Here is a 16,189-nt window from a genome sequence, read left to right as displayed (position 1 = left end):
GTGAAGCAGCAGCCCCGTCTGAACAGTCAAACTCATTGAAAATTCCGGCTCTTCACCTTCAGCGTATCGATATGAAGATCAGGTGTGAACATGTCGCGGGGGACAATCGGCTTTGGCCTGTCGCGTGAATCCGGCCCGCCGCCGTGTGCAAACTCGTCGCCGCGCCCGGTTGGAAGCTTGAACTCGCTATCCCGATCAGCCAGATCGACGAGGTCCGCTGAAAGGTCGAACAGTTGCTGTGCCACGAGATGCACGACCTCCCCTTCCCGCTGGATCCGGCCGTGGATCGCCATCATCGAAGACCCCAGCACCACCCGCCGCCTCTTCTCGAACAAGGTGGGCCAGACGACGATGTTGGCCGGTCCCGTCTCGTCCTCGATGGTGATGAACATAACGCCCTTGGCTGATCCGGGTTTTTGACGAACGAGAACAAGGCCCGCCGTATAAACCCACCGCCCATCCCGCGCATTCATCGCCTCTGCACATGAGACGATATTGCGCGCGGACAGATCCTCGCGCAGGAAGGCGACCGGGTGCTGCCGCAGAGTGAGCCCGGTATGGCTGTAGTCTTCAATGACGTTGTGCCCGTCCGTCATCTGCCGAAGCGCAACCTCCGGCTCCTGCTGCTCGGCGATCGCAGCCATCTCGCGTTCGGCCGCGGCAGCGAATAAGGGCAAGGGTTCATCTCGCAGCGCCTTGATCGCCCAAAGGGCATCGCGTCGTTCGAGTTCGAGCGATGGTAGGAATGCATCGGCCTCTGCAAGCTGAACAAGTGCTCCCGTTGGCACGGTGGAACGGCGCCACATGTCATCCACCGACGCGAAAGAGCTGTCCATCCGAGCCGTTACGATCCGGGCCGCATCCGCGACCGCCAGTCCCTTCACCTGCCGAAACCCAAGCCGGACAGCATGCCGGTCCGTGCTACCGATCTGCTCCAGCGTGCAGTCCCAGCGGGAGCGGTTGACACAGACTGGCCGCACCTCGACGCCATGCTTGATGGCATCGCCGACAATCTGGGCGGGCGCGTAAAAGCCCATCGGCTGACTGTTCAAAAGCGCAGCGCAAAAGGCATCCGGGTAATGGCACTTGATGTAGTTCGAGGCATAGGCGATCAGTGCGAAGGAGGCTGCATGGCTCTCCGGAAAGCCGTAGGAGCCAAAACCTTCGAGCTGTGAGAACGTCTTCTCGGCAAACTCAGGCGAGTAGCCATTCCTCACCATGCCCGACACCAGCTTGTCCTTGAACCTGGAGACGCCACCGGTGAATTTGAACGTTGCCATCGACTTGCGCAACTGGTCGGCCTCGCCGCCGGTAAAGCCGGCGCATACCATCGCCACCCTCATGGCGCTCTCCTGAAACAGCGGCACGCCCAGTGTCTTGCCAAGCACGGCTTCAAGCTCAGGCGTCGGATATTCGACCGGCTCCTTGCCTTCACGCCGGCGGAGATAGGGATGCACCATGTCGCCCTGGATCGGACCGGGCCGCACGATCGCCACCTGCACCACGAGGTCGTAGAAGGTGCGGGGTTTGAGGCGCGGCAACATCGCCATCTGCGCGCGGCTTTCGATCTGGAAGGTGCCGAGCGTATCGGCCTTGCGGATCATCGCATAGGTGGCGGCATCTTCCTGCTCGATCTTCGACAGATCGAGACCCTCATCCTTGTGCTCGCGGATGAGATCGAAGGCTTTTGCCATGCAGGTCAGCATGCCCAACGCCAGCACATCGACCTTCATGAACTTCAACGCCTCGACATCGTCCTTGTCCCATTCGATGATCTGGCGATCCTTCATCGTCGCCGGCTCGATCGGAACGAGATCGTCCAGCCGGTCGTGGGTGAGGACAAAGCCGCCGGGATGTTGGCCAAGATGACGCGGGGCTCCCATCAGCTGCTGCGCCAGTTTCAGCGTGAGTGCCAGACGACGATCGTCGGGATTGAGATTGAGTTCGCGGATATTTCGATCCGGCACTTCCTCCGACCAGGACCACATGCCTGATGACAGCGCCTTGATCACATCTTCCGGCAGGCCAAGCGCCTTGCCGACATCACGGATGGCACCCTTCGCCCGGTAGCGGGTGACGGTCGCGCAGAGTGCTGCCTTGTCTCTCGTGTAGGTCCTGTAGATCCACTGGATGACCTCCTCGCGCCGTTCATGCTCGAAGTCGACATCGATGTCCGGCGGCTCGTCACGCTCCTGGCTGACGAAGCGCTCGAACAGGAGATCATTGGTTGAGGGATCGATCGAGGTAATGCCGAGGATATAGCAGACAGCACTGTTGGCCGCCGATCCCCTGCCCTGACAGAGAATGCCCTGGCTCCGGGCAAAGCGCACGATCGAAAACACCGTGAGGAAGTACGGGGCGTATTTCATGGTGCGGATGAGGTCGAGCTCGTGCCGCACGGTTTTCAGCACGTCTGGCGGCAGTCCTTCCGGATAGCGGTCGGGCACACATTGCCAGACGTAATGCTCCAGCGAAGCCTGGGCATCCTTGCCCGGCACGATTGCTTCCTCCGGATATTGATAGGTCAGCTCCTCGAGCGAAAATTTGCACCGGCGCACGATCTCCGTGGTTCGGGCCAGCGCTTCCGGATATCGCGGAAACAGGCGTTCCATTTCTTCCGGCGGCTTCAGATACCGATCGGCATGGCGTTCACGCTCGAAGCCGACATCGTCGATCGTGGTGTTGTGCCTGATGCAGGTAACGATGTCCTGCAACTGGCGCCGGCCAGGCTCATGAAACAGAACGTCGTTGGTGACGACGGTCTTCACCTTGAAGCGTGCCGCCATGTTGGAGATCTCATGCAGCCGCATCTGGTCGTTGGGTCGCCGGCGCAGGCACAGCGACACATAGGCGCGGTCGCCGAAAACATGCGCCATCTTGCGCAGCTGCACCGCGCAAGTATCGTCCGGAAGATCCGGCACGAGAACGCCGATCATCCCTTCCGCGTATGCGATAACGTCGTCCCAGTGCAGGATGCAGTTGTTCTTGCCGCCACGCGATTTGCCAAGCGTGATCAGCCGCGTCAGACGCGAATAGGCGGCTCGATCCATCGGATAGACCAGCACGGACATTCCATCCGCGAGATCGAGCCGGCAGCCGACGACCAGGCGCAGACCGGTGGCGCGGGATGCTTCGAGCGCCCGGACGATCCCCGCCAGTGAATTGCGATCGACAATGCCAAGCGCCTGGATACCCAGAGCCTTTGCGGTTTCGAACAGTTCCTGCGCCGACGATGCCCCGCGCAGGAAAGAAAAATGCGTCGTAACCTGCAGCTCGGCGTAACTCATGCGAAAATCCCATGGCAGAACCAGCGGTGGGAACCGGTATCCGGATCGACGCCATCGCCGGAGCGAAAAACCCAGAGGCGCTCGCCCGCCGCATCCTCGATGACAAAGTAGTCGCGCACCGCCTCCATTTCGGCGTCGCGCTGCCACCATTCTCCAAAAATACGTTCCGGGCCATCAGCACGCTTGATCTTGCGGCGCTTGCCACGCCAGACGATCGAAACCGGCGGCCGGTCCGGCATCAGCGCAATCGCCTCGATCACTTCCGGCCGGGCCAGCAGCCGGACTGGCCGGCGCCAATGACTGACCCAGGTCACTGCGACCGGATCGGCAGCAGGACTGATCCTCTGGACGGAGCGTTCCGGTACGTCGGAGGCAACCGGTGCGACCCGATAAACACGCTGGCCGCGATTTCCATAGATATCGATGAGCGGCGTGACGTCGGTAACGTCATCCTCGACCAGAGCGGACGCTTTCTGCGCCTGCTCCAATGGCTCGGCCATGACCGCGACGAGCGTGAGCTTTTCGATCCCGAAGCCCGGCTCGATCTTTTCCGTCCGGTCCCGAAACAGTTTTTTCAGCCAGGCAACATCGCGGGCAGGTTTGGCTGTTCCCGCGCGGATCGCCTGTCTCGTGCCGTCGACTGTCTCAACAACGAGATCGGCTCGGCGCACGCCCAGCCCGCGCTTCTGGAGCTCATCAACCAGCTGGACAACAAGGCGGCCGACATATTTGTTGATCGTCTCGGCCGCGCCGATCGGTTCGGCAAAAGCTTTGGCGACTTCAACCAGCTCAGGCGTGCGGATCGGCTCGATGGGCTCGGCAACACGACAGAGCATCTGGTCAAGGCGGCGGCCGACCTCCGGACCGAAACGAAGCGTCAACGGCGCGCGTGGCGCGTTGGCAACCTCGCCGATCGTTTGGAAACCGAGGATTCGCAGGTCAGAGACAGTCTTTGCCGGCAGGCGCAGCAGCGATATCGGCAGCTTTTCGACGGCACGCACGGTCTCGCCGGGTAGAATGACGATCGTCTCACAATTGACCGCGCGGGCGCAAGCGTGGGCAGCTCCCCAGCTGTCGGCGACCGCCACACGGGCGGTCAGTTTTCTTGCCAGGAACTGGTTGGCGATTTTCGTCACCATGGGAAGCTCGCCGCCCTGCAGATGGTCGGCACCTTCGGTATCCATGACGATGCCGTCGCTTCCGTCCACCGCAACGATTGGCGAATAGATCGTCAGCGCCCAGAGCGTGATGCGTTCAAGGGCCGCGGCGTCCGCTGCAGGATCGGCATCGATGAGCATCAGGCCGCGAAACAGCGACTGCGCCTTTGCGGCCGGCATGCCGACGTGGACACCCGCCTTTTTTGCAGTCGGGTCGGCGGCCGACACCCATCGCTTCGATCCGCTTTTCGCGATCACGGCGATCGGCTGTTCAGGCGGAATAGACGGATCGGCGCGACGAATGCGATCCGTCGGCAGATCCGGAAGATAGATCGAGACGACCCTTGTCATCGCACGCCCTCACGAGAAACTCAGCACACTCACCCGCTTTCACGCGCATCAATTCCAGAAACCATTGAGCCCTTCCCACTCCGGGTACCGGCAGCTCTTCCGATGGCATAACGCTCACCCGCCATCTTGTCGTCGAGGCCGTGGGCTGGCCAAAATCATTCGCCTCCGTCTGTCGCCGCCATCGTCGGACCGCGAGCGCCATCGTGCCGGTTCGCTCGGCCGCCAACTGCAGCCGACGGGAACTGACCATCGGCAGGCGAACGAGCTCGCCGACGACAGCGCCGAGACCGCCGAAGGACAGCCCCTCCTCCATATTGGCGAGCACATCCTCTTCCCGATCGGATTCCACGAAGATCACACGGTCGGGATGGAGGCCAACCTGCGCCAGAGCCGGAAAGAACAGATCAGGTCGCGTCAGGCACCAGACGACGGGCCCTTTGGTTCGCGCGGCAATGCCGGCGACACAGAGGGCGGCAGCCGCGCCATCGACAGTGCCCGAGCCACCGCCCGCAAACTCATGCAGCGCGCCATAGGCAAGGCCGCCGCCAGGCAGCGCCGCATCGATCTCGGGAACACCGAAGGCGAGTGTTCCGGCCCGCTTCGCGGATCCGCCCTCCATGGAGGCGATGCGGTCGCGCAGGTCGCAGATCACATCGGAGATCCCTTTGGGGCGGGCAGCAGTCATCATTCACGGCTCCCTTCAAGATCGTGTTCAAAGGATCGACATCATGTCGTACGGGCTATATGTTCATTGTTTGTTCTTACGGCACGAAAGAGTCAAGCACCACAGAGTTGAGGAATATTATCCCAGCATTAGGAAATCCAAAGATTCGAAGGGGATTCAAGGACGTAAGCAGAGTTGAGATTTTTGCCAGTTCCGTGTTCCCGTCGAGCGCCGATGGTGGATAGCGGGGATAGATGTGGAACGTCACAGTATTCTTAAGGTTTTTGTGCTGAACTCTCGGCATGACGAAGCCCCCGAGATCAAAGCCGCTTCTTCGCGATACCGAAGCCCCGATCCGCTCGAAGCCACGTCAGAAGCGTAACCCGGCGCAGCCACAGCTTCTGTTCGACCCCATGCCTGATCGCGTTGAGCCGGCCCTCGCTGAGCTGAAGGCGCGTCCGCCTATCGGTGACCAATGGAGCTGGGAGCTGAAATGGGACGGCTATCGACTGGCTGTCCACATCGAGCCAACGGGCATCCGGATCCTCACGCGTGGCGGCCATGACTGGACGCATCGGTTTCCGGCGATCGAACAGGCCGCTCGAGCGCTCGGGCCGGCGACGATGATCATCGATGGCGAGGCGGTGGTGCTCGACGAAAAAGGACGGCCGGATTTCGGGCTGCTGCAGCAGTCGTTGGGAGCCAGCGGCAAGACGGCTGGCAATCGAGCTTCTGATGCGATCCTCTACGCCTTCGACCTTGTCTATCTCGATGGCCATGACCTGCGAAATGTCGAATACCGATCGCGTCGGCATCTTCTCGAGGACACGCTCGATGGCAAAGACGGCGCCATCCGTCTGTCAGAAACACTCGACGCCGAACCCAATGCCTTGCTTGACAACGTCTGCCGCCTCGGTCTGGAAGGCATTGTCGGCAAGCACCTCGATCAGCCCTATCGCTCCGGCCGCACCGGCGATTGGGTGAAGGTCAAATGTGTCCAGAGCGAAGCCTTCATGGTGGTCGGCTATGAGCCATCGACAGCGTCGCCTTCCGGCTTCGCTTCGCTGTTGCTTGCCGCATACCGCGGTGACGACCTCGTCCATGTCGGCAACGTCGGCACAGGCTTCAAAGAGGCCGAGATGATCAGGCTGCGTACGGTACTGGACAAGCTGCGTTGGAAACGAAAACTGCCGCCGGTGCCCTATGCCGGAAAGGCAGATATCGTCTGGGTCGAGCCAACGCTGATCGCCGAGATCGAGTTTCGGGCATGGACCGGAGACGGCAAATTGCGGCACGCTTCCTACAAGGGCCTGCGGGAACGGCAGGACAATGCCGACGTGTTCAAGCTCGACTAGCGAAATCAGAGCCATCCGCTAGATTGTTTCCGCGGTCTGAGCGAAGGGGATGGCGCGGCATGTGTAATCTTTATCGGATGGAAGACAAGGATTGGGTCTCGAAATGGGCCCAGGATGCCGAAAGCCTGATCAATCTAATGCCGGCCTATCAGATGAACCCCGACCAGATGGGGCCGATCGTCCGCAACACAGCTGACGGCAAGAAGCAGCTGGTGCATGCGCGATGGGGACTGCCCTCCCCCCGCTTCGCGCTTGAGAAAGGCGCCAAGGCCAAGGCCGAGAAACTCGCGGCCAAGGGCAAGCCCTTCGATCTTGAGGAACTGATCCGCATGGAGGCCGATCGCGGCACAACCAATGTTCGGAACCTTAATCTTCCCCATTGGAAACGGTGGTTTGGTGTGGAGCATCGATGCCTTGTCCCTGTCACCAGCTTTGCCGAACCGGATCCGGCGAGCAAACAGGAAGGTGGCAATGTACCCAACGCCTGGTTTGCCCGCGATGAAGCAAAGTCGCTGATGTTCTTTGCCGGCATCCACGTGCCGCAATGGAAAAGCGTCCGGAAGGTTCGGGACGGACTCACGACCGACGACCTCTATGGCTTTCTGACTACCGACGCCAACGATCTCGTGAAACCGATACATGAAAAGGCCATGCCGGTCCTGCTGCGGACGAAGGAAGAAACTGAAGTCTGGATGCGGGCGCCGTGGGACGAGGCAAAGCATCTCGCTCGACCACTTCCGAAAGACGCGCTTATCATTTCTTCACGCGAACCATATGGATCGACGATCGTTTCGAAATCTGGCGAGCCGACCGCGGGTGCTTAAGCGCCCGCCATTTCGTTTCACGTAATTATTTCTGATTTAGAGGACGATAAATTGATGAGAACGGAAATTTGGACGGGGCCGAAGACCGATTTAGGTGACGCATTTGTAAAACACTCAGAAGCTTATCGCATCAACGATCGATACGCCGTCGGTCGTATTGAAAGGGGCTGGCTTGATGCAATCCGCTCTCGGGCGATCCGGTTGGGCGATGCGACGCTACGAGAACTAACGGATCAGATGATGCGTCTACTGAAGGATCCGCAAGCAATCGGAAGCGATTTCAAGGATCGAATTCAGTCGGCATTCGATACTTCGCGTGAGCTCGCCTACCCGCTTTCGCACCGGTATTTGAAGGAAGTTCACTCCTATAGCGGCGTCTCGCTTGAGTACACGCTGTCTTGCATGGATTTGGGATGGATCCGGCGTTTTGAAGACGAGGCGGTTGCCGATCCGACTATGCGTTCCTTCGTGAAGGAAATGACACACCACTTCGAAAACAAAGCCGGGCGGCCAAAGACGGAAGCTTATCGGCAGGCTTTTGACGCTTACTCGGAAGGTCTGATCTGTCAGCTGCTCCGAGACAAAGTGGGCGAGCGGCTGAACATCACGAAAATAGATGCCAGAAAGTCTTCAGCACCCGATTTCCATTGCGTTCTTTCACCTGACAAGAAGGGGAGCGAGCAGCTGGAGTTCTATATAGAGGTGAAATCGCTCGACCTAGCGGACGCCCCTCATCGACTGAAGGAAATGCTCGACGAGCAACTGGAAACGCAGCTTTCTCTCGAAGCCCAGCTCAATAACGGCGCGAAGATCGCAATGGCGGAAAGCGAGATTGCGCCCAACCGGGGGGTTGGTGGTGATCCTGCCTACGATCCGTGGTCGGTCGGCAAGAATATTGAATTCATCGCACAAAAAGCTTCCAGCAATTTCAAGAACAAGCAATTTGCTCTCGGCCCAACGTTTGCTCTGGTTAACCTATTAAGAGTGAACATCATGGGGCAGGGTCTGGGAACGCTCGCACCCGTTTTCTACGACGACTATAGTGGCGGAAGTTGCGAAAGCGGGGTCCTCTGGAATGCTGCGTTTGGCGCAACTGGAGATCCTGTTTACCGGAGGCCTGAATTCGAAGGCAAAGGTGACGTCGAAGGACGCCTAACGCGCGACGGGGTATTGGCAGACCCCAGCCTCAACCTCGATGCCGCCGGGGTCATTTTTCTTCACGACGATGAGGGATACAAGTTCGACGGCCTTTACGACGCAAAGTGGACGCAGGCAAGCAGCGGCTGGTCAAACCTGCATGTGGAAGAAGCGCTGTACGCATTGTGCCACGACTACAATGATCGACGGAACGAATTCTCGTACAAGTATTCCCGGTACAGTCGACGTCGTCCTTAAGAGGTGCACCGGCTCCAGGAGACGGAAACGAACGCATAGTGGTGGCGGCCATTTCTCGCCAAGCTGTTGCAGCTGCTCCCCGCTGTGGCGCAGTGACAAGCGATGATGGTTGGGAAACACATAGCGCGCTCACACTGCGCCGCTGCAATACTAATCTGACACTGTTACGAAAATCGCTTGCCCGCCTTGAGTCCATGCTTCAAGGCCAACCGCGGCAGCAATACCTCTAATTGGGTCCCTGAAGCGGCCTATAATCTGATCCCGCCGCGCAGCTGAGAAAGGGCCTGGACCCGCGCTCGGGCGTTGCCGCTCGAACAGATGTATCAAATTCGCTTCAAGACTCACCGGCGATTGCCGCACGCTCGTTTCGACCTCTAATCCTAGGTCCTTTGCTGTCCGCGTAGGAAGGCTGGTCGGCTCGGAGCAAACGAACTGCGCATTGTTATCGTAAACCACCCGGTGCTGACCGGCGTTGCCGCCCTGTGCTGAAAGCGCCGCTGAGATCTCCGACGGCTTCTGCAAAAGCGAGCGCTCAAGAATCGCTCCGGCCTGAAAAGCCCCGTCGAAATCCTGCCAACTGGAGAATTTTGGAGCCACATAATGAGTGTCAGCACCATCGTCCTCAAATTCTTTCAGGCGCTGGAACTGATGGGCCGTGGTATCAATGTTGAAGCGCCAGAATGGATGGGCCAGAGGGGGTATGGCTTGCGAGGGCGTTTTGCGATGAAAGCGCTTTAGCTCGTGGCCGAGTTTAAATTGCAGGACGACAACCCGCCCGCGATCCTGAAAGCCGACGTCAAAGCCGAGTTCCTCTTCGTGCAGAAGATTCGGCAGAAATGGGGTCGGGGTAAGGCCGATGGCTTCTAGCAGTGACAGTGCTTCACGAGTGGCGCCAAATCCATAAGAATATTCAGACAGGCGCTCGTGGAGATCAATCATCGGGTGATCCTATTGATACGATCCGGCTGCATGCACATTCCGGATGATGAAAACGGCGACCAAGATCTACAACGTCCTGAGGCTACCCCTGCGCTGTAGCGTCGTGCAGAAAAGCCGTCATGGCCGAAAGCGACGCGATAGCAATCTTTTTCATCGATTTCCCCCACCGTCCAATGGCGCACGTTTACGGCTAACGACGGTAGCAAAAACAGAAAGAAAGTTCAATCGGTGGATGTATAACTGATTTCCGGTTATCTCTTTAATCGCTTAGTGAGATAAGACCGGCGATAGCTCCGCGTATCGCGGTAACGAACCTCCGTCGGTCATCCGGTCCTGCAATGAATTTCTTCCGCAACGTCGCCGGAATTTCGAGCTGGACGCCTTGGCCGCTCTTTCCCCGATTGCAAATATTGAGTGGATCGAGACCCTTGAACCTCGGCGGCTCGTCATCAGTTTTGAAACCCGCTTCCACAAGCGCGCCGCCGATTGCTTGGCGAGACGTCGTATCCCGTCCACCCATCCAGATCGTCTCACCATCACCGTGATCCCCCCGGCCATGGACCGCGATGACGAGCATTGCTCTCGCGGTTAAGTCCAACGCCAGCGGCTCATCGAACTGTTCCGAAGGTATATGAAGCTCAAAAAGATTGTCTTCGCTCAGATTGCCTTCGAAAGCATAGAAGCAATAATCTAGGCCAGCAATCTCCTCGGCGATGGCCGAGGTCGGATTTTCGATCTTACCTCCGTGCGGGGTCATGATCAGTACGTCCTCACAACCGTTAGTCTGGTGGCGGATTAGGTAATCAACACCGAGACGGTAGACTGCTGCTAGAGCTTTGTAATTTGAGAACCGATAGGCCATTACTTTCCTTTTCTCGAGTGAACCGTATCTTCGCTACTGACAGACATACCTTGTGGTGCAGACGGTTGATGCTCATCGACGGCACCGCTTAGGAAGTCTTCGAGAGCGGGTGGCCTTTGATCCTCGTCTTGGATGATGGTTCGCGACCACAGGATCGATGTTTCGTAAATCGTGCTGCAAAGCCTTTCGCCATCCTGCTCAAACCAGTGTGTCGCTTCCGGCAGCAGCTCGAAGGGCACTGGGTGCCGGGCGAAGGGATTGTGGAATACCTCCATCTCCGCAGTCCATGGCTCGTATCCGAGAGGCCATAGCGCACGGTACTCTTCGCTAGTGATGTCCATGCAAAACGGAATTCCGGCGAGAGCGCCCGGTGTGCGATCAAAGAAATGTCCGATCCGCGTGTAGCGCAAGCCCTTGGGTGCTCCACCACCAGAAATCGGCACGCGATATAGCTTGGATATGGAGCACGCGTTGGAGAAGATCACTGCCGATAGTTCGGCGTGGCGGTCATCGGCGAACAAGCCCGCGGGAAACGCCGAAGGACCAAGCAGGTGCGTTGCCGGCATCGCAACAGCCCGCGGTCGCCCATCGATGACGGCGACCTGCGCGCCTTCGCCGTACAGATAGCCGATCAACCCCTCCCGGCTCCAAATCATGGATGACGCCGCCTGAAAATCCGCGAGAGCGATCATGAACGGCTTGCCAGTGACATGCGGCAGCTTGTCGTAAGCTCGATCCAGCTTGTTCCCCAGGGTCTTGGCAAACCGCAGAGCCGCAGGGCCGAAAAAGATCTCCTCCTTCCCGGTCGGCATCGCACCGTGAGGCGCATTGACGTGATTGTACGCTACCGCCGGATTGGCAGTTACGGCCTCCACCCAGGCCTCACCTCCGAGCCGGTTCTCGATATGGAAATCGGGAGATTCATGTGGCTGGGTGACCAGCAATCCCTGCTCGCGGAACGACGCCAAGAGCTGAGCCTCCCATATACGCGTGTGGAAGTTGACCGTTTGGCAATCACTGACCCAATTTCGATCCGGTCTGGGAAGAGCAAGATATAGTTGGTTTAACGCCCAGGCAGCCGGATGATGCGACGGACGAGCCAGTACGTTGAAGACATCGCTTGGTTCACGACCTTGCAGATCAAAAAGTCGGGGCCGCATGATGACGCCCGGCTTCATCGGCTCGAGTGCTTGCCCTTCAATCATCATCGGCTCGATCGCGAGCCTTGCCTCCCGTAACGATCGAAACCCGTCCACCTCGGCTGTGGTGACCCAGACTGAGTCAACGCGACGGCGCATCACAAGGAAACTGAATGGCCTATCTTCCCCATCGATCGTGACAATTCCGCATGTACGCCCGTCGTCAGTGATCCATGCGGCCGTAGGCTCCCGGTCACCGAAGCCATGGCCTCGTGGCAGCGACAGCGCATAGATATCAAACTCCCACTGCGGCAGCTCGCGCATGCCTTCCCCGATCTCAACAACTTTAATGCTCTGCGAGCCTTGATCCAATCCACACAAAGTAGACCGAAACGCGATCTTCGACTAATCTTTCTGCAACCTCGACGGTGTGGTTTTGGGGCTATTCACGGGGAGGAAGCGTTGCACATTTCGCGAGTGCTCATTACTAACTACAGGTGTCTAAAAACCGCGGATGTCACCTTAAATCCTGACCTCAACATTATTGTCGGAGACAACGAGAGCGGGAAATCAACGCTGCTGGAGGCCATTCATCTGGCCCTCACAGGTCAGCTTAATGGTAGACCAATACAGACCGAGCTTCATCCGCACCTTTTCAACGCGGCGACGGTGACGGAATACGTCGCAGCACTGGTTGCGAAGGCACCCGCCGCCCCACCGGCGATCCTTATCGAACTCTATTTCCACGACAATGCGGTTCTCTCGAAACTCAAGGGCACCAACAACACCCTCGGGATCGACGCGCCCGGCGTCGCACTCTCGATTGAATTCAATCAGGAATATGCCGAGGAGTTCAAGTCATACGTCGCCGATCCGACGCTTATTCGAACCCTCCCGATTGAATATTACGTCGTGAAATGGCGTGGGTTCGCAGACAACGACCTGGTGACCTCGCGCTCGGTTCCCATCAAGCCCGCCTTTATTGACGCCAGCATCATTCGAAACAATGCGGCGGCAAGCCGCTATGTCGTGGATATTATGCGCGACAGTCTCAACAAAGAACAGAAAGTCGACCTTGCGCTCTCCTATCGCATGATGAAGGACGCATTTCTCGACAACGCCAAAGTCAAGGGCGTCAACGAGGCCCTCGCTAAAAAGAAAGGAGAGATTTCAGACAAGGCGCTTTCCGTTTCGCTCGACACATCTTCGCGGGCGACCTGGGAAGCCGGCGTCATGCCACACCTCGATGATGTGCCTCTGCCTCTCGTGGGCAAAGGCGAGCAAAATGCGATCAAGATAAAGCTCGCGATGGAATCGTCGGCCGACTCCCACTTGATCTTGATCGAGGAGGCCGAGAATCATCTATCCTTTTCGAACCTCAATGAACTTATAAGCCACATTGCCAAACGGCGCGGTAGCCGCCAGCTCATCATCACGACGCACAGCAGCTTCGTCCTCAATAAGCTCGGGGTGGAATCGGTTGTGTTGTTTCACCATGGTAAATCGATACGGCTCAACGCCTTGACCACTGGGACGCAGGACTACTTCATGCGTCTGCCGGGCCACGATACGCTGCGCCTCATCTTGGCGAAGCGGGCTATTTTGGTAGAAGGGCCATCCGATGAGTTGATCGTTCAAGCCGCTTACGTGAAGCAGCATGGCAAAATGCCCCTCGAGGCGGGCGTCGACGTAATCTCGGTCAACTCTCTTGCCTTCAAGCGCTTCCTCGAAATCGCCGTGCTTCTTGATCGCACCGTTGCGGTCGTGACGGACAATGATGGCAAGGTTGCAGCCCTGACGGCAAAGTACGTCGACTACATGGGCAAGCCAAAGATCAACATTCTTTACGATGGCGACGAACAATTCCCGACGCTCGAACCTCAGCTCCTCAAGGCAAATGGAAGGGCGGCAATCGAGAAGGTACTCGGCAAAACATTCGCCTCCGACGCTGCCCTGCTGGACTACATGAAAGATAACAAAGCAGACACCGCGCTGAAGTTCTTCACGACAGCGGAAGCCTGGAACGTGCCGGGGTACATCGCCAGTGCCGTCAGCTAACCGGATCATTATCTGCGCCGCGGGCGGCGGCAAGACCACGCGCATCGTTGGCGAGGCAGTCAGCGGGACAGAGCGCGCGCTCCTTGTCACCTATACGCGCAACAACGAGAAGGAGATTGAACGGAAGCTCTACGGTTTGGGGCCCGCCATCCCACACAACATCGAGGTGATGACCTGGTTCAGCTTTCTCCTTCGCGACCTTGCCCGGCCCTATAGGAGAGTGCTGCACGACCGGCGCATCGAAGGCCTCCGGTGGGAAGAAGGTCGATCGGTTCCCTATATCCCTGAGACAAACACATCCGCACATTACTTCGCCGGCGGCCGTCTTATCTATTCCGACAAAATCTCGAAATTTATCTGCGAATGTGACCGCAAAACCGGCGGCGCCGTGATGCGCCGGCTTGCCCAGCGCTTCGACCATATCTTCGTGGACGAAATCCAGGACATGGCCGGCTACGATATCGACGTCCTGGAACTCATCCTCAAGGCAGGAATAAAGCTGACACTTGTCGGCGACCACCGGCAGGCCACGCTAAAGACCAATCAAGGGAAAAAGAATTCGGCCTTCGGCGGCATCAAGATAATCGATAAATTCAGAGCGTGGGAAAAGGCCGGACTGGCCGCGCTTACCTACGAGCAACATACGCACCGATGCCACCAGCACATCGCCGATCTTGGCGATCGCTTCTTTCCCAATGAGCCCACCACGAAGTCTCTGAACGATGCCGTTACGGGACACGACGGCGTGTTCATCGTCGCCAGCGCGCAAGTCGATGCCTACTTAGCTACCTTCGCGCCCCAGGTCCTCCGCTTCGACAAGAAGACAGCCTGCCGCGACCTTCCGGCTATGAATTTCGGCGAATCAAAAGGATTGACCTTCGATCGTGTGATGATCTTTCCGCACGGTCTCGGCAAAAAGTGGCTCAGCACAGGCCTAATCAGCCACGTCGAGAAGTCTGCGGCCAAGATGTATGTCGGCGCCACGCGAGCGCGTTTCAGTCTCGCCTTTGTTCACGATGGGGCCGTGGCGATCCCGGGTGCCCAGATTTACGAGTAGGGCCCAGGAATGGCAAAGGAGAAAACCTTTGATTCACTTTTGAATGGCGAGTTCCGCTGGCCAAAAGTTGGCGATCGTCCTTTTACACAGTCAGAGAACTGGGAAGACAATGCCTATATCGACCCCCATGGTCACGGACGGCGCGTGATGATGATGACGGGCTACAAGAAGGCGGCTGATCTTATGGTGGAGAGAGCCGTCGCCGACGAAGTCGATCGCACGTCCTTGGTTTACCCAATCATTTTCAACTATCGCCAATTCATTGATGTCGTTTTGCATTTAATCGTGAGATTCCGTCCCAACACTTTCAACAAGATAGCCCGGCACTAAATCTGAGACTTGGCATCTAATTTGAGATTGCCGCCTGGATTTTTTGCACTTAATGTGAGATTGGTTCGTCGATCAAATCGACGGCAGGTGTTGAATTTAATGAGATTTCCGACCCACCGAATCTCAATTAAACTGCTAAGCGGGAAAATAACGTCGGTATTCTCACGTTTAACTGGCAACCGACAAGCGTTTCAGTTCGGGCGGCGGAACGCTCGCCGACGTTGGTGAACTACGCACTCGCTGCGTCGCAGCCCTTCGCGCAGCTGACGACTATGATACTGCACTGCTGCTCGAGGTTGCATGCGCCTGAAGGTCCGCCTCATTGGTCATCGCTTGTAGCAACGGGTTTGAACCCGTAACAGCAATCTTCCAAGAAGCTATCCAATTGCGCGCACGGCTCGCGCTGGTTCCTTCATCGCTCTCCAGCGCCCTGAAGGACATCAAATCTTAATAGATCGGCTCAAACCCGCCTAGATCTGCTTTACCCGGGGCGTTTCGGGTGAGATAGTGCCCTGAACGGGAGCTAGAAGGGGCGATTCCATGTCTGATCGATGGTTATCGGTCGAAGAGATTGCCAATTACCTAGGGGTCAGCAAAGACACGGTCTACGGATGGATAACCAAAAGAGATATGCCGGCTCATAAGGTCGGAAGGCTCTGGAAGTTCAAGTCGGACGAGGTTGATTCATGGGTGCGGGCTGGCAAAGCTTCCGAGGCGAGCAGTAGCGCGAATTTTGAAGAGAACAGTGGGAATACCGTGAGCGATCTGAAG

Annotated in this window: 12 protein-coding genes and 2 pseudogenes; 8 read left to right on the top strand and 6 right to left on the bottom strand. The window is 57.7% G+C overall.

Annotated elements, in window-relative coordinates; translation table 11 throughout:
• Positions 1-32 precede the first annotated feature (32 nt).
• Genes FHX05_RS25785 through FHX05_RS25775 form a run of 3 tightly spaced genes read right to left on the bottom strand, consistent with a single transcriptional unit; the run spans position 33 to position 5,480 of the window.
• Positions 33-3,287: an error-prone DNA polymerase gene (locus FHX05_RS25785; protein WP_183875422.1), complete on the bottom strand. Its 3,255-nt coding sequence runs from the start codon at positions 3,285-3,287 to the stop codon at positions 33-35.
• Positions 3,284-4,795 (bottom strand): DNA polymerase Y family protein, encoded by a 1,512-nt coding sequence (locus FHX05_RS25780; protein WP_183875420.1) that lies wholly within the window; start codon positions 4,793-4,795, stop codon positions 3,284-3,286. The genes FHX05_RS25785 and FHX05_RS25780 overlap by 4 nt, the downstream gene beginning before the upstream one ends.
• Complete coding sequence (locus tag FHX05_RS25775; RefSeq protein ID WP_183875448.1) at positions 4,716-5,480, bottom strand: ImuA family protein; 765 nt, start codon at positions 5,478-5,480, stop codon at positions 4,716-4,718. Before FHX05_RS25775 ends, FHX05_RS25780 begins: the two co-directional genes overlap by 80 nt.
• Positions 5,481-5,761: 281 nt before the next feature.
• Between FHX05_RS25775 and ligD the strand changes: the two genes are divergently transcribed.
• From ligD to FHX05_RS25760, 3 genes are read left to right on the top strand one after another with little or no spacing between them, the layout of a single operon-like run.
• Entirely contained in the window at positions 5,762-6,814 is a 1,053-nt protein-coding gene (gene ligD / locus FHX05_RS25770; protein WP_183875418.1) for a non-homologous end-joining DNA ligase, read from the top strand.
• A gap of 59 nt (positions 6,815-6,873) precedes the next feature.
• Positions 6,874-7,638 (top strand): SOS response-associated peptidase, encoded by a 765-nt coding sequence (locus FHX05_RS25765; protein WP_183875416.1) that lies wholly within the window; start codon positions 6,874-6,876, stop codon positions 7,636-7,638.
• A 54-nt stretch (positions 7,639-7,692) separates the two neighbouring features.
• Positions 7,693-9,033 carry a hypothetical protein gene (locus FHX05_RS25760; RefSeq protein WP_183875414.1) on the top strand — a complete coding sequence of 447 codons (1,341 nt, stop codon included), beginning with the start codon at positions 7,693-7,695 and terminating at the stop codon, positions 9,031-9,033.
• Between the two features lie 150 nt (positions 9,034-9,183).
• Here FHX05_RS25760 and FHX05_RS25755 read toward each other — a convergent pair whose 3' ends face one another.
• The 3 genes from FHX05_RS25755 to FHX05_RS25745 form a co-directional block, all read right to left on the bottom strand.
• Positions 9,184-9,972 carry a hypothetical protein gene (locus tag FHX05_RS25755; protein WP_183875412.1) on the bottom strand — a complete coding sequence of 263 codons (789 nt, stop codon included), beginning with the start codon at positions 9,970-9,972 and terminating at the stop codon, positions 9,184-9,186.
• Between the two features lie 259 nt (positions 9,973-10,231).
• On the bottom strand, positions 10,232-10,834 hold the full coding sequence (locus FHX05_RS25750) for a poly-gamma-glutamate hydrolase family protein (protein ID WP_183875410.1): 603 nt from the start codon (positions 10,832-10,834) through the stop codon (positions 10,232-10,234).
• Positions 10,834-12,297, bottom strand: coding sequence for a hypothetical protein (locus FHX05_RS25745; RefSeq protein WP_210294994.1), 1,464 nt, complete (start codon positions 12,295-12,297; stop codon positions 10,834-10,836). The genes FHX05_RS25750 and FHX05_RS25745 overlap by 1 nt, the downstream gene beginning before the upstream one ends.
• Positions 12,298-12,435: 138 nt before the next feature.
• On the opposite strand from FHX05_RS25745, the gene FHX05_RS25740 reads away from it, so the two are divergent.
• The 5 genes and pseudogenes from FHX05_RS25740 to FHX05_RS25725 form a co-directional block, all read left to right on the top strand.
• A complete protein-coding gene (locus FHX05_RS25740) occupies positions 12,436-14,031 on the top strand; it encodes an AAA family ATPase (protein WP_183875408.1) in 1,596 nt (531 codons plus the stop codon).
• Complete coding sequence (locus tag FHX05_RS25735; protein ID WP_183875406.1) at positions 14,018-15,088, top strand: UvrD-helicase domain-containing protein; 1,071 nt, start codon at positions 14,018-14,020, stop codon at positions 15,086-15,088. The genes FHX05_RS25740 and FHX05_RS25735 overlap by 14 nt, the downstream gene beginning before the upstream one ends.
• Before the next feature lie 9 nt (positions 15,089-15,097).
• Positions 15,098-15,418, top strand: coding sequence for a hypothetical protein (locus tag FHX05_RS25730; protein WP_183875404.1), 321 nt, complete (start codon positions 15,098-15,100; stop codon positions 15,416-15,418).
• Between the two features lie 184 nt (positions 15,419-15,602).
• A pseudogene (locus FHX05_RS30875) lies at positions 15,603-15,728 on the top strand (cell filamentation protein Fic); the annotation flags it as partial.
• A gap of 230 nt (positions 15,729-15,958) precedes the next feature.
• A pseudogene (locus FHX05_RS25725) lies at positions 15,959-16,138 on the top strand (helix-turn-helix domain-containing protein); the annotation flags it as partial.
• Between the last annotated feature and the right edge of the window lie 51 nt (positions 16,139-16,189).

The organism is Rhizobium sp. BK491, assembly GCF_014194925.1.
In the GTDB taxonomy this organism is placed as follows: Bacteria; Pseudomonadota; Alphaproteobacteria; order Rhizobiales; family Rhizobiaceae; genus Rhizobium.
Note: the sequence above shows the minus strand (reverse complement) of the source record. Positions and strands in the feature narration are given on the sequence as shown.

Bases quoted from the DNA above. Each gene is read 5' to 3' on its own strand.
- FHX05_RS25785 (WP_183875422.1), bottom strand. From the start codon at position 3,287: ATGAGTTACGCCGAGCTGCAGGTTACGACGCATTTTTCTTTCCTGCGC.
- FHX05_RS25780 (WP_183875420.1), bottom strand. From the start codon at position 4,795: ATGACAAGGGTCGTCTCGATCTATCTTCCGGATCTGCCGACGGATCGC.
- FHX05_RS25775 (WP_183875448.1), bottom strand. From the start codon at position 5,480: ATGACTGCTGCCCGCCCCAAAGGGATCTCCGATGTGATCTGCGACCTG.
- ligD (WP_183875418.1), top strand. From the start codon at position 5,762: ATGACGAAGCCCCCGAGATCAAAGCCGCTTCTTCGCGATACCGAAGCC.
- FHX05_RS25765 (WP_183875416.1), top strand. From the start codon at position 6,874: ATGTGTAATCTTTATCGGATGGAAGACAAGGATTGGGTCTCGAAATGG.
- FHX05_RS25760 (WP_183875414.1), top strand. From the start codon at position 7,693: ATGAGAACGGAAATTTGGACGGGGCCGAAGACCGATTTAGGTGACGCA.
- FHX05_RS25755 (WP_183875412.1), bottom strand. From the start codon at position 9,972: ATGATTGATCTCCACGAGCGCCTGTCTGAATATTCTTATGGATTTGGC.
- FHX05_RS25750 (WP_183875410.1), bottom strand. From the start codon at position 10,834: ATGGCCTATCGGTTCTCAAATTACAAAGCTCTAGCAGCAGTCTACCGT.
- FHX05_RS25745 (WP_210294994.1), bottom strand. From the start codon at position 12,297: ATGCGCGAGCTGCCGCAGTGGGAGTTTGATATCTATGCGCTGTCGCTG.
- FHX05_RS25730 (WP_183875404.1), top strand. From the start codon at position 15,098: ATGGCAAAGGAGAAAACCTTTGATTCACTTTTGAATGGCGAGTTCCGC.